The organism is Gordonia hankookensis, from assembly GCF_014673215.1.
Classification (GTDB): Bacteria; Actinomycetota; Actinomycetes; order Mycobacteriales; family Mycobacteriaceae; genus Gordonia; species Gordonia hankookensis.
This window is the reverse complement of the sequence record NZ_JACWMS010000003.1, coordinates 378,731-391,042: the sequence shown is the minus strand read 5'-3', so window position 1 is coordinate 391,042 and position 12,312 is coordinate 378,731. Positions and strand designations below refer to the sequence as shown.

At 66.0% G+C, this 12,312-nt stretch carries 12 protein-coding genes; 7 read left to right on the top strand and 5 right to left on the bottom strand.

The features are described 5' to 3' along the window. Window positions 1–7 precede the first annotated feature (7 nt). The 4 genes from eno to IDF66_RS16260 all read left to right on the top strand — a co-directional run bounded on the left by eno (window position 8) and on the right by IDF66_RS16260 (window position 3,669). Window positions 8–1,291, top strand: coding sequence for a phosphopyruvate hydratase (eno, locus tag IDF66_RS16275; RefSeq protein WP_164306911.1), 1,284 nt, complete (start codon window positions 8–10; stop codon window positions 1,289–1,291). A gap of 187 nt (window positions 1,292–1,478) precedes the next feature. Next, on the top strand, window positions 1,479–2,027 hold the full coding sequence (locus IDF66_RS16270; RefSeq protein WP_317628732.1) for an FtsB family cell division protein: 549 nt from the start codon (window positions 1,479–1,481) through the stop codon (window positions 2,025–2,027). Then, window positions 2,024–2,554, top strand: a complete 531-nt coding sequence (locus IDF66_RS16265; protein WP_190267750.1) for a DUF501 domain-containing protein — start codon at window positions 2,024–2,026, stop codon at window positions 2,552–2,554. Before IDF66_RS16270 ends, IDF66_RS16265 begins: the two co-directional genes overlap by 4 nt. Beyond that, a complete protein-coding gene (locus IDF66_RS16260) occupies window positions 2,551–3,669 on the top strand; it encodes a Ppx/GppA phosphatase family protein (RefSeq protein ID WP_317628731.1) in 1,119 nt (372 codons plus the stop codon). Before IDF66_RS16265 ends, IDF66_RS16260 begins: the two co-directional genes overlap by 4 nt. 94 nt (window positions 3,670–3,763) lie before the next feature. Here IDF66_RS16260 and IDF66_RS16255 read toward each other — a convergent pair whose 3' ends face one another. From IDF66_RS16255 to IDF66_RS16235, 5 genes are all read right to left on the bottom strand, one after another. Next, window positions 3,764–4,267 (bottom strand): DUF4395 domain-containing protein, encoded by a 504-nt coding sequence (locus IDF66_RS16255; RefSeq protein WP_190267749.1) that lies wholly within the window; start codon window positions 4,265–4,267, stop codon window positions 3,764–3,766. A 66-nt stretch (window positions 4,268–4,333) separates the two neighbouring features. Beyond that, complete coding sequence (recQ, locus tag IDF66_RS16250; protein ID WP_190267748.1) at window positions 4,334–6,157, bottom strand: DNA helicase RecQ; 1,824 nt, start codon at window positions 6,155–6,157, stop codon at window positions 4,334–4,336. A gap of 26 nt (window positions 6,158–6,183) precedes the next feature. Next, window positions 6,184–6,555 carry a hypothetical protein gene (locus IDF66_RS16245; protein WP_164307055.1) on the bottom strand — a complete coding sequence of 124 codons (372 nt, stop codon included), beginning with the start codon at window positions 6,553–6,555 and terminating at the stop codon, window positions 6,184–6,186. Between the two features lie 68 nt (window positions 6,556–6,623). Further along, window positions 6,624–7,841 carry a fatty acid desaturase family protein gene (locus IDF66_RS16240; protein ID WP_190267747.1) on the bottom strand — a complete coding sequence of 406 codons (1,218 nt, stop codon included), beginning with the start codon at window positions 7,839–7,841 and terminating at the stop codon, window positions 6,624–6,626. Window positions 7,842–7,843: 2 nt separating this feature from the next. After that, entirely contained in the window at window positions 7,844–8,923 is a 1,080-nt protein-coding gene (locus IDF66_RS16235; RefSeq protein WP_190267746.1) for a ferredoxin reductase, read from the bottom strand. Window positions 8,924–9,095: 172 nt separating this feature from the next. Here IDF66_RS16235 and IDF66_RS16230 point away from each other — a divergent pair, with 172 nt between their 5' ends. The 3 genes from IDF66_RS16230 (at window position 9,096) to IDF66_RS16220 (ending at window position 12,222) form a co-directional block, all read left to right on the top strand. Then, window positions 9,096–9,779, top strand: a complete 684-nt coding sequence (locus IDF66_RS16230; protein WP_190267745.1) for a TetR family transcriptional regulator — start codon at window positions 9,096–9,098, stop codon at window positions 9,777–9,779. A gap of 55 nt (window positions 9,780–9,834) precedes the next feature. Next, window positions 9,835–11,316 carry a serine/threonine-protein kinase gene (locus IDF66_RS16225; RefSeq protein ID WP_190267744.1) on the top strand — a complete coding sequence of 494 codons (1,482 nt, stop codon included), beginning with the start codon at window positions 9,835–9,837 and terminating at the stop codon, window positions 11,314–11,316. 255 nt (window positions 11,317–11,571) lie between these two features. After that, window positions 11,572–12,222 carry a serine hydrolase gene (locus IDF66_RS16220; protein WP_317628730.1) on the top strand — a complete coding sequence of 217 codons (651 nt, stop codon included), beginning with the start codon at window positions 11,572–11,574 and terminating at the stop codon, window positions 12,220–12,222. Window positions 12,223–12,312 lie beyond the last annotated feature (90 nt).

The window sequence follows — 12,312 nt, the reverse complement described above, 5'->3', positions numbered from 1 at the left end:
CACAGCTGTGGCAATGATCGAGCAGGTCGGTGCACGCGAGATTCTCGATTCGCGGGGCAATCCGACCGTCGAGGTCGAAGTGGTTCTCGACGACGGCACCTTCACCCGCGCGGCGGTCCCCTCCGGAGCTTCGACCGGTGAGCACGAGGCCGTCGAATTGCGAGATGGCGGTGAGCGTTACGGCGGCAAAGGCGTGACCAAGGCCGTCGAGGGTGTGCTGGGTGAGTTGGCTCCTGCGGTCATCGGTCTGGAGGCCGAGGACCAGCGCCTGGTCGATCAGGCACTGCTCGACTGCGACGGCACCCCCGACAAGGGGCGTTTGGGCGCGAACGCGATCCTCGGTGTGTCACTCGCCGTGGCCAAGGGTGCCGCGGAGTCGGCGGGTCTGCCCCTGTTCCGCTACCTCGGCGGCCCGAATGCCCACATCCTGCCTGTCCCGATGATGAACATCATCAACGGTGGTGAGCACGCCGACAACGGAATCGACTTCCAGGAGTTCATGATCGCTCCGGTCGGCGCTCCGACGTTCAAGGAGGCATTCCGCTGTGGTGCCGAGGTGTACCACTCGCTGAAGTCGGTCCTGCACAAGCAGGGGATGAACACGGCGCTCGGCGACGAGGGCGGATTCGCGCCCGACCTCCCGAACACCGAGGCCGCGCTGGCCGCGATCGGTGAGGCGGTGGAGAAGGCCGGTTACAAATTCGGCCAGGACGTCGTCGTGGCGCTCGACGCCGCCGCCACCGAGTTCTACTCCAACGACGTCTACAAGCTCGAGGGCAAGGACTGCTCGTCGAGCGACATGATCGCCTTCTTCGAGAAGCTGGTCACCGATTTCCCGATCGTGTCGATCGAGGACGGGCTCGCCGAGGACGACTGGGCAGGCTGGGCCGCGCTGACCGAAGCCATCGGCGACAAGGTCCAGCTCGTGGGCGACGATCTGTTCGTCACGAATCCCGAGCGCCTCGAGCGTGGCATCTCGGAGGGTGTCGCCAACGCCCTGCTGGTCAAGGTCAACCAGATCGGCTCGCTCACCGAGACCCTCGATGCCGTGGCGCTCGCCCACAACAACAGCTACAAGACGATGATGAGCCACCGGTCGGGTGAGACCGAGGACACCACCATCGCCGATCTGGCCGTGGCCTGCAGCTGTGGTCAGATCAAGACCGGCGCGCCGGCCCGCAGCGAGCGTGTCGCGAAGTACAACCAGCTCCTGCGGATCGAAGAGGGTCTTGGTGACGCGGCACGGTACGCGGGGGACCTCGCCTTCCCGCGATTCTCGTTCGGTTCGTGATTAGCTTGACCCCATGACATCAGGCGGGCGCCGGGAGCGGAGTGAGCGTGCCCAGCCGTCTCGTGGGATGCCGGATGGACGGCGTCATCGGGCGCGGGCTGACCGACGTGGCGGTGCCGCGCGCGGTCATGCCCGACCCCGGTCACCGGGGGTGACCCCAGGTCCGACGCGTCCGTCGAGGATCTCGGTGACGGAGACCGGCGAGCAGGAAGTGCACGCGGACGATCTGGACCCGGCCGGGCGGGATGCCTCTGAGGCGGAAGCCGATCCGGCCGGCCGGATCGGCTCGCGCACGCGGCGTCCGTCGACGCGACGAACACGGAGGCGCAGTTTCGATCGGGCATCGCTGACTGCCCGGTGGGAGGGTCTCGACGCCAAGCGGGCGATCATCCTCGCGCTGGTCATCAGCGTTGTCGCGCTGACGCTCGCGATGCCGGTGCGGACCTATTTCTCGCAGCGTGCGGAGTTCGATCAGCTGCGGGCGGGCAACGAGCGTCTCCGATCTGAGGTCACCGACTATCAGCAAAAGGTGAACGAGCAGGGTGACCCGGCATATATCGAGGCGAAGGCGCGTGAGCGCCTTCAGTTCGTGCGGCCGGGTGAGAAGGCCGTGGTGATGATGTATCCCGATGACGACGCGCGGGTCGCCGCGCAGAAGAAGGCCGAGGAGCGCGCCCGTAACCCGTGGTACGGCAATCTGTGGGAATCCGTGTCGACCCCTCCGAACGCCAAGTGAGCGTCTCTGCAACCGACCTGGCCACCATCGCCTCGCAACTCGGGCGGGAGCCGCGTGGCGTGGTGGAGGTCAGCTATCGCACACCGGACGGCGCACCGGCGGTCATCAAGACCAGTCCTCGGCTGCCCGACGGCACGCCGTTCCCGACTCTCTATTATCTGACCGATCCGCGGCTCACCGCAGAGGCGAGTCGCCAGGAGTCGGCCGGGGTGATGAAGGAGATGACGGCGCGCCTGAGTGCCGACCCCGAGTTGGCGGCGGCCTATCGTCGCGCCCACGAGTCGTACCTCGCCGAGCGTGACGCGATCGAGTCCCTGGGTACCGATTTCACCGGCGGCGGCATGCCCGATCGGGTGAAGTGCCTGCACGTGCTGATCGCGCATTCGCTCGCGAAGGGTCCTGGTCTGAACCCGCTGGGCGACGAGTCTGTCGCACTGGCTGCCGAAGGGCCCTTGCGCGGCACGGCGATTCCTGCGGACTGGCCCCGTTACGTGCACACCGACAACACGGAGGATGACCCCGAGTGACCGTCGTGGGGGCCGTGGATTGCGGAACCAACTCGATCCGCCTGCTCGTCGCCGAGTCGTCCGGCGTGCACCGCACCGCTGTGGCCAACGGGCGCCGCTCTGCTGATCGAGTAGCCGACGAGCGCCACTCCGCTGTGGCCAACGAGCACGTCTCCGCTGATCGAGTAGCCGACGAGCGCCGTACCGCTGATCGAGTAGCCGACGAGCGCAGCGAGGAGGCGTATCGAGATCACTCCTCGAGCCCACTCGTCGACATCCACCGCGAGATGCGCGTCGTCCGCCTCGGCGAGGGCGTCGACGCCAACGGTGAGTTCGCCCCGGCTGCCATCGAACGCACGCGAAAGGCGTTGTCGGACTACGCCGACATCATGGTGGCGGCAGGTGTCGAACGTGTCCGTATGGTCGCGACGTCGGCGACCCGTGATGCCTCCAACCGCGACGACTTCTTCGCGATGACCTCGGAGATCCTGGGTCGGGTGCAGCCCGGTGCGCGCGCCGAGGTGATCAGCGGTGACGAGGAGGCGCGGCTGTCGTTCCGCGGCGCGGTCGGCGAACTCGACGCTGCTGATGGACCTTTCGTGGTCACCGATCTCGGTGGCGGATCGACCGAGGTCGTGGTGGGTGACGCGGATGGCGTGCGCGCCGCGTACTCCGCGGACATCGGTTGCGTCCGGCTGACCGAACGGTGTCTCCCGTCGGACCCGCCGACCACCGACGAGGTGGTGGCAGCGCGTGAGTTCGCGCGCGGCCGACTCGATCCGGCCTTCGCCGCGGTGCCCGTGGACGATGCCCGCACCTGGGTGGGTGTGGCAGGCACGATGACCACGTTGTCGGCGGTGGGTGCGGGACTGGCCGAATACGACCCGGAGGTCATTCATCTCTCGCGCATCTCACTCGACGATCTCGACGTGGTGTGCCGGCGGCTGGTCGGGATGACCCGGGCCGAGCGCGCCGCGCTCGGCCCCATGCACCCCGGCCGGGTCGACGTGATCGGCGGTGGTGCCCTGGTCACCATGGAACTCGCCCGGGTTCTCCGGGAGCGCGCCGAGATCACCGACCTCGTGGTCAGTGAACACGACATCCTGGACGGCATCGCGCTGGGACTACTGGACTGAGTTTCCTCCATACCCGACACCGTTGGTGGGTACGAACGGGTGATGACCACCGCACGTGTGCGTGACCTGCCGAAGAAGTCGGGCCGTCCGCGGATCAGGTGGCCGCTGGAGTGCGCAACGACAGGTTGTTGCAGGCCTCGCACACCGTTTCGGGAATGATGCCGCGACGCTGCAGGAAACCGAATGCGACGCAACCGAGGCAGAGGCCGAAGACGAACTCGAGCCCCGCGGCCACGATGAGGAGGCCGACGACGATCTGGGCAGCCCATCCCACGCCGAGCAGTGACAGCACGAGGGCAGTGCCGCTGAAGACCAACCCGATGGTCTGTGCGAATCGCTTCGGCGGTCCCGGGACGAGCTTCGATTTACGCCAGATCTTGGGCGCGATCACGCGGACCGACAGCTGCCCGAACGGCGAGAACCGTGGGCCTGCCATCACCCGCAGGAGGAAGCCGAGCGCGAGGAGTCCGTACACGACGGGACTGTTCACCAGGATCGCGACAACGGCGAGGAGGATGACCAGTCCGGCGGTCGATCGCGCCGCGTAGTCGTTGACGGGATTGGGAAACGTCAGCGCCGAGGGCAATGAACGGGACACGAGACCTCCTGAAGACAACGACGGCTCAGGATAGGTACAACCGCGCTAGCAGGGCAAATGTTCCGCTCACGCCGGTTCGAAGGTGGCGATGGTCGCCAGGACGTCGTCGCCGTACTGCTCGAGCTTCGCATCGCCGATGCCCGACACACTGCGCAGTTGTTCCGGGGTCTCGGGGCGGCGGGCCGCCAGTTCTCGGAGTGTGGCGTCGTTGAACACGACGTATGGGGGGACGCCGCGGCTCGACGCCTCGGCCTTTCGCCAGGAACGCAGGTGTTCGAACAGCTCACGGTCGGCCTCGGGGAGATCGTCGGCAGGCTTCGCCGACCGGCTCCGGGTGACGCTGCGCACCGGATCGTTGCGCAGCATCACCGCGACGTCGCCGCGCAGTACCGGCCCGCTCTTCTCGGTGAGTGTCAGCACCCCGTAATCGCCTTGCGGCGCGATGATCCCGGTCGCGACCAGCTGTCGGATCGCGCTGCGCCAGCCCGCCGCGTCGAGCTCGGTGCCGATCCCGTAGGTGGTGAGCCGGTCGTGGCCGAACTCCCGGATACGGGCCGTGTCGGCACCACGCAGGATGTCGACGAGATGTCCGGCGCCGAAGGACTGCCGGAACTCGCGCTGCAACCGGACGATCGTGGACAGCAGCTTCTGTGCAGCGACCGTCCCGTCCGAGGTGGCCGGTGGGCTCAGGCAGGTGTCGCAGTTTCCGCATGGCTGGGTCGCGTCCTGGCCGAAGTACCGCAGGAGCTGCCCGCGCCGGCAGTCGACGGTCTCGCACAACGCCAACATCGCGTCGAGGTGCTGCTGCTGGACTCGACGATGATTTGCGTCGCCGTCGGACTGATCGATGAGCCGCCGTTGCTGCATGACGTCGGCCAGGCCGTAGGTCATCCAGGCCACCGACGGCAGACCGTCACGTCCCGCGCGGCCGGTCTCCTGGTAGTAGCCCTCCACACTCTTCGGGAGATCGATGTGCGCGACGAAGCGGACGTCGGGTTTGTCGATCCCCATGCCGAACGCGATGGTCGCGACCACCACGACGCCGTCGGCGCGCAGGAACCTCTCGAGTGTCCGCTGACGGACGGTGCGGTCGAGGCCTGCGTGATAGGGCATCGCGTCGACACCGTTGGCCGCGAGGAACTCGGCGGTCTTCTCCACCGACGCCCGGCTCAGGGCATAGACGATGCCCGTGGCCGGCGCGCCGTCGACCGTGCCCTCGCTGCGGATGAACGCCAGCAGCTGTTTGCGTGGTTCGGCCTTCCCGACGATGCGGTAGGTGATGTTCGGCCGGTCGAAGTCCGCCACGAAATGGCGGGCGCCGCCCAGGTGCAGTCGTTCGGTGATCTCGGCATGGGTCCGTGCCGTCGCGGTCGCGGTCAGCGCGATCCGCGGGACGTCGGGCCACAGCTCGGCCAACTCTCCGAGCGCCAGGTAGTCCGGCCGGAAATCGTGACCCCACTGGGACACACAGTGCGCTTCGTCGATGGCGAAGAGCGCGATTTTCCCTTGTTGCAAGAGGTTTCGCGTTCCTGCGGTGTTGAGACGCTCGGGTGCCACGTACAGGAGATCGAGCTCGCCCGAGCGAAATGCGTCCTCCACCGCGGCCCGCTCGTCGGGCATCTGGGTGGAGTTCAGGTACGCGGCGCTGACGCCGAGTTCACGAAGTGCCGCCACCTGGTCGGCCATGAGCGCGATGAGGGGCGAGACCACGATGCCGCACCCGTCGCGAACCATCGCAGGCACCTGATAGCAGAGACTCTTGCCGCCGCCCGTCGGCATGAGGACCACGGCGTCACCGCCGCCGACCACGTGCCCGACGATCTCTTCCTGGTCACCGCGGAACGACTCATATCCGAACGTCGACTCGAGCACGTGCCACATGTCCGACATGGGCACAAGGTTACTGGCGTCGTGTGTCAGGGTTGCTCGCCCGGCAGCTCGCCGACATCGACCGGTTCCTCCGGGGCATCGTCCGCGCCGGGGAGAGCGGCAGGCCCGGATGTCGGCAGCTCGCCGAGATCGACCGGATCGCCGATCTCGTCGTCGACGGCGTCGCCGCCCTCGAGAATGTCCTCCTCGCCGACATCGAGGATGCCGCGCTCCTCGTCCTGTCGGGCCTTACGGGCCGCGTCACGCATCTCGAAGCCGTCGGTGACGAGGTCACCGATCTCCCGTGCGACGCCCGCGACCGCTCCGGTGATGATGGTGGCGATCTGCCCCACATGGGTGGCCGTCGATTCGACCAGCTCCTGGACCAGATCCTTGTTGCGTTCGATGCGATCGACCATGGTGAATCCCCTCGAGCTGATGGTCGGTGGATGTGCACCGAGGATACCTCCGTGCACACCCACCGTCGTCATGCCGCCGACGCAGGCTTCTCGCGTTCGACCGTGACCACCAGATCGTCGTCGTTGCGCGTCATGAAGTTCGGCAGCGAGAGCTTGGCGATCTTCTTCCAGGTCGACCCGAGCTGCTGACTCAGCGAACCGGTGTTGTAGGGCAGGCCGTATCGCTCGCAGATCTCGCGGACCTCGCCGGACATCTCGGGGTAGCGGCTCGCCGGGATATCGGGGAACAGGTGGTGCTCGATCTGGTGCGAGAGATTGCCGCTCATGACGTGGAACAGCGGGCTGCCGGTGATGTTGGCCGACCCGAGCATCTGACGCAGATACCACTGGCCGCGAGTCTCGTTCTCGCACTCCTCGGGCGTGAAGGTCTGCGCACCGCTGGGGAAGTGCCCACAGAAGATGATCGAGTAGGTCCACACGTTGCGGACCAGGTTCGCCGAGGCGTTGCCCAGCAACGTGGTGACGAACATCGGGCCGGTCAGCGCCGGGAACACCACGTAGTCCTTGAGGACCTGGCGGCCGGCCTTGCGCCACATGCCCTTCACGAGTCCTTTGACGTCGTACCACTTGCGCTTGCCCGCGACGATGTTCTCGACCTCGAGGTCGTGCAGCATCACGCCCCACTCGAAGAGCAGCATCAGGCCGGTCGCGTAGGCGAGATTGCCCAGGTAGTAGGGATTCCACTTCTGGTCACGGTCCATCCGGAGGATGCCGTAGCCGATGTCGCGGTCCTCACCCAGGATGTTGGTGAAGGTGTGGTGCATGTAGTTGTGGCTGTGCCGCCACTGATCGGCCGGGCAGACGGTGTCCCACTCGAACTCGCGTGAGTTGTAGGTGTCCTCGCGCATCCAGTCGTACTGGCCGTGCATCACGTTGTGGCCGATCTCCATGTTGTCGAGGATCTTCGACACGGAGAGGGCGCCGACGGCGGCGATCCAGGCCGGCGGGAAGAAGCCGAGGTACATGAGCCCGCGGCCCGCGATCTCGAATCCGCGCTGGGCCCGGATGATCGAGTACAGGTATTCGCGGTCCTTCTCGCCGAGGTCGGCGACGATTCGCGCGCGCAGTTCATCGAGGTCTCGGCCGAGAGCCTCGACCTGCTCGTAACCGAGCGTGATGTGGTTGGGGTTGCCGGTGTCCGCCTGCCGATCGTCCTCGGTCGGGTGATGCTCGACGACGACCCCGGTGAGCGGTGTGGTGGTGGGTGCGATCTCGGTGCTGGTCATGGCTATACCTCGATTTCAACGTCGCCGACAGGTGCGTTGATGCAGAGCTGGATCCGCTTGTCGGCTTCGGTGTCGGTTTCTCCGGTCAGCACGTTGCGCGTGCAGCCGGATTTCTTGATGGCGGTGCAGGAAAAGCAGATGCCCATCCGGCAGCCGGACTCCGGGCTGAGCCCGGCGGATTCCGCCTGATCGAGGATGGTGCGGCCGTCGTTGGTCGCAGATCTGCCGGAGTTCAGGAATGTCAGTTCGCCGTCGACCGGGGCGTCGGGGTCAACGGCGATCGGCGACGCGAGGACGAACGCCTCGCTGTGCAGGGGCTGGGTCATCCCGGTGGTGTCGTAATGGTCGTTCACCGCGTCCATCAGGGCCGGGGGCCCGCAGACGAACAGGTGGGCATCGTCGAGGCCGTCGACGTCGTCGAGGTGCTCGCCGGAGAAGTGGCCGTCGCCGTCCCCACGGGTGTAATGCAGCCGCAGGTCGATGGCGGGATACGCGGAGGCCAGAGCGGTGAGTTCCCCGCGGTAGGCGACGTCGGCAGGGGTGCGCGCGTAGTGCACGAACGTGATCGGTCCGGGGTGGTTCTCTGCTACGAGCGTACGCGCCATCGAGAGTACAGGTGTAATGCCGCTGCCGCCGCTGATGAAGACGGCGGACCCGGGTCGCTGCGCCGGCAGGGTGAACTCCCCGGTCGCCTGGCTCAATCCGACCACCATGCCGACATGGGCATGGTCGCGAAGGTGCTTGGACACGAACCCGTCGTCGTGTGCGGTGATGGTCAGTTCGATGTCGCCTGCCGGGCTGCCCGCAGCGTTGGCCGGCGAGTAGCACCGCACGTGGCGGACTCCGTCGATCACCGTGCTGAGCTGCACATACTGTCCGGCCTGGTGGCCCTTCCACTGGCGGGTCGGGCGCAGGACGATCCGCACGGACCGGTCTGTCGGACGGTGGACGGCGACGACCTTGCCGCGAAGGTCTCGCCAGGTGAGCATGGGATCGAACAGTTCGAGATAGCGATCGACCGGGTGAGGTGAGAGGGCGGCCTCGACGATCGGGCCGACAAGAGATGGGATGCGGATGCTCATGGGCTGGCTCCGTTCGTGGGTGCTCTTTTCAGTGAACATCTGTACACAAGAAGTGTGGCACGCATCCGGGGTGTGTCGTCAAGGGGGAGCTGTTGTGACGGCCACCACGGGTTTGCGGCGCGGTGCGGTGGGCGACACCGCTGCCGTCGGACGGGCCACTTAGACTCGGAGCGTGACCAGGACTCGACACACCGCCCGTCCGCGCTCGTCGCGCGATGCGGGCGAGTCCGAGACCCGGGCCGAACGAAAGAACCGCACCCGTCAGGCCCTGTTGGACGCCACCATGGAATTGGTCGCGGATCGGACCTTCGCCAGCATCAGCCTTCGTGAGGTCGCACGCGGCGCAGGCATCGTGCCGACGGCCTTCTATCGCCATTTCGCCTCAATGGAGGATCTCGGCGTCACCCTCGTCGAGGACTCGATGCGCGTGCTCCGCCGCACGCTGCGCGAGGGGCGTCGCGATCTCGCGGCGCGCCAGGCGTTGCCCACGGCGCAGAACTCACTCGCGATCCTGCTGCGGCACGTCCACGAGAACGAGGCGCAGTTCCGTTTCCTCGTCCGGGAGCAGCATGGCGGCATCGCCGAGATCAGGCGAGCGATCGACACCGAACTCCGGTTGTTCTCCAAGGAGCTGGCGATCGATCTCTCGCGGCTGCCTGACCTGGCCACCTGGCTCCCCGAAGACCTCGAGATCGCGGCGGAACTCATCGTGACGATCATGCTGACGGCCGTCGCCGATCTGCTCGACAACGATCATCGGGGGCGTGGTTCGGAACGCGAACTGGTCGAGCGGACCGAGCGGCAACTCGTGATGGTGTTTCTCGGTATGGGGCGCTGGCGACCGCGCGCTGAGTAAAATACGAATTCCCGATATTCAATATCTGTCGGTTCGTGTATTTATCATTTAGTCCATGTCGGGAGTTGGCCAACTCGGTGGCCAGGTCGGGCCTTATCGGCTGGACGACCTGTTGGGTCACGGCGGTATGGGCGAGGTTTATCGCGCATATGACACGACCAAGCACCGTGTTGTGGCGTTGAAGTTGCTCAATCCGGTTCTGGCCGAAGATCCGAAATACCAGCAGCGCTTTCGTCGTGAATCGCATGCGGCGGCAGGTCTCGGTGACCCCCATGTCATTCCGATTCACGATTGGGGCGACATCGATGGATTGCTCTATATCGACATGCGCTTGGTGGACGGCGAAAGTCTCCGCACCATTTTGCAGCGCGGGGGAGCCCTGCAACCCGAACGCGCAGTGTCGATTGTGTCCCAGGTTGCGTCTGCGCTCGATGATGCCCACCGCAATGGCGTGGTACATCGGGATATCAAACCGGAGAACATTCTCCTGACCGGCGACGACTTTGTGTATCTCGTGGATTTCGGCATTGCTCACGGAGACGCTGACAGCAGGCTGACCGACTCTGGTATGACCGTTGGTTCTGTCGCATATATGGCCCCCGAATTGTTCGATTCCGACGATGTCTCGCCTGCGACCGATATCTACGCGCTGGCATGTGTTCTCTTCGAGTGCCTCACCGGTCGGGTGCCACACCCGGCGACGACGATAAGTGCCGCGATCAAGGCGGCGGTACTCGACAAGCCTCCTTCGCCGAGCATGGTGAATCCGACTGTGCCGATGGCATTTGATGCCGTGGTGGCGCATGGATTGCGTAACCGGCCTGACCATCGCTATAGCACGGCCCGTGCACTCGCCGACGACGCGCGACGTGCCCTTTCTGATGATTCCGGTTCAACGGCGAACGCAGTAGGAGGTCGCCAGGGCGACGCCCGGACGACGGCGATTCTTGGTTCACCCGCGGTGGACCCGCCCACTTCCCCGCAGTATGTGTCGGAGGCGCAGGGTGTCGGCGGTCCGCCGTCTCAATACGCCGGTCAGGGTCCGCCGACGCAGTATCCGCCGCCGTACGGTTATGGACCGAGTCGAGACGAACGAGGAAGCCGACGGTCGGTGGTACCCGTCCTGGTCGGGATCATCGCCGCAGCGTTGATCGGTCTGCTTGCCCTCGGAGGCTATTGGCTGTTGGAGAAACAGTCGGACGCGTCGTCCGACGAGCCCATCGCCCGCACCACTCCGACCGTTACCCAGACGGTGACGCCCCAGGAGCCGGGCACTTCCGCCATGCCGACTGTGGCGGCGCCGCCTCAGGCGGCATCGTCATGCGGCGCGGGTGTGGCCGTCGGCACTTCGGTCACCAGTTGCCCTTTTGCGGTGGCGGTCCGTGACGAATACCTGCGGACCGGGCCGAAAGGGTATGCGCGCGACATCGTCGCCTATAGCCCGGTGACCGGAACCGCCTATCAAATGTCTTGCGCGCCAGAAGGTGCCGTCGTCGCATGTCGCGGGGGTAACGATGCGGTCGTATACGTCTACTGATCTGAGCCCACGCGCATGAAGCGGAAGGCGCTCTCGGTGGGGTCCGCTGCCTGCACCCTCGCCGTTCTGTTGAGTGCGTGTGCCGAGCCGAGTGCACAGCCGCCAGTGTCCCCGGTGACCGTCACCGTCACCGCGACGCCATCAAGATCTCAGGTGAGCCTGTCGCCCAGGCCTGCGAGGCCCGGCGGCGGTGCCATGCTCGCTTCTGGTTTTCGGACGGTCGCGGCATCGTCGGGAGCGACGGTCGGAATTGCCGTGGCACCTGTCGGTGGCGACGCCGTCCCAGAGCTCACACTGGGCGACCACACGGCGCGTGTTGCGTGGTCGACAATCAAGGTTCCGCTGGCAGTGGCCGCCGAACGTGCACACGGCCCCTCGTCCGCCGAGACTGCGGCAATCGTCAACTCGGACAATGCGTCAGCCGAGCAACTGTGGTCGTCGCTGGGCTCGCCCGGGCAGGCGGCCGACGCGGTCACGCAGGTGTTGCGTGAGGGTGGCGACAACCAGACGACGGTCCCTTCCCAGGCCCTGCGGCCGGGGTTCACGACGTTCGGCCAAACTGTCTGGTCCTTGTCGTCCGCCGCGACGTTCATGGCGAACCTCAGCTGTCTGCCGGGAACCGACCATGTCATCAATTTGATGGGTCACGTGGCCGGCAACCAGCAGTGGGGCGTGGACATCATGGCGACGCCTGCCTCGACGGCTGTGAAGGGCGGTTGGGGCCCGGGAATCGCCGACGGCTACTTGGTGCGACAGATCGCACTCATCCGCTACCGTGACGGCCAGTCGACGGCCGTGGCCATCAGTGCAGTCGGGGATTCGATGACGGAGGGCGTCACCGCGCTGAACGACGTCGCACGATGGCTGAACTCTCACATCGCGCGACTTCCGCGAGGTCGCTGCTGAATGCACGTTGCCGCCAAGGCGCCTCCATTTCTGTTCGCGAAAGACTACAACTTCGCATCATGGCTGGCAGTCACTGAATCTTGAACCTAT

Excerpts from the sequence above, each read along its gene's own strand:
- recQ (WP_190267748.1), bottom strand. The coding sequence starts at position 6,157 with ATGTCGGACATGTGGCACGTGCTCGAGTCGACGTTCGGATATGAGTCG.
- IDF66_RS16245 (WP_164307055.1), bottom strand. The coding sequence starts at position 6,555 with ATGGTCGATCGCATCGAACGCAACAAGGATCTGGTCCAGGAGCTGGTC.
- IDF66_RS16240 (WP_190267747.1), bottom strand. The coding sequence starts at position 7,841 with ATGACCAGCACCGAGATCGCACCCACCACCACACCGCTCACCGGGGTC.
- IDF66_RS16235 (WP_190267746.1), bottom strand. The coding sequence starts at position 8,923 with ATGAGCATCCGCATCCCATCTCTTGTCGGCCCGATCGTCGAGGCCGCC.
- IDF66_RS16225 (WP_190267744.1), top strand. The coding sequence starts at position 9,835 with ATGTCGGGAGTTGGCCAACTCGGTGGCCAGGTCGGGCCTTATCGGCTG.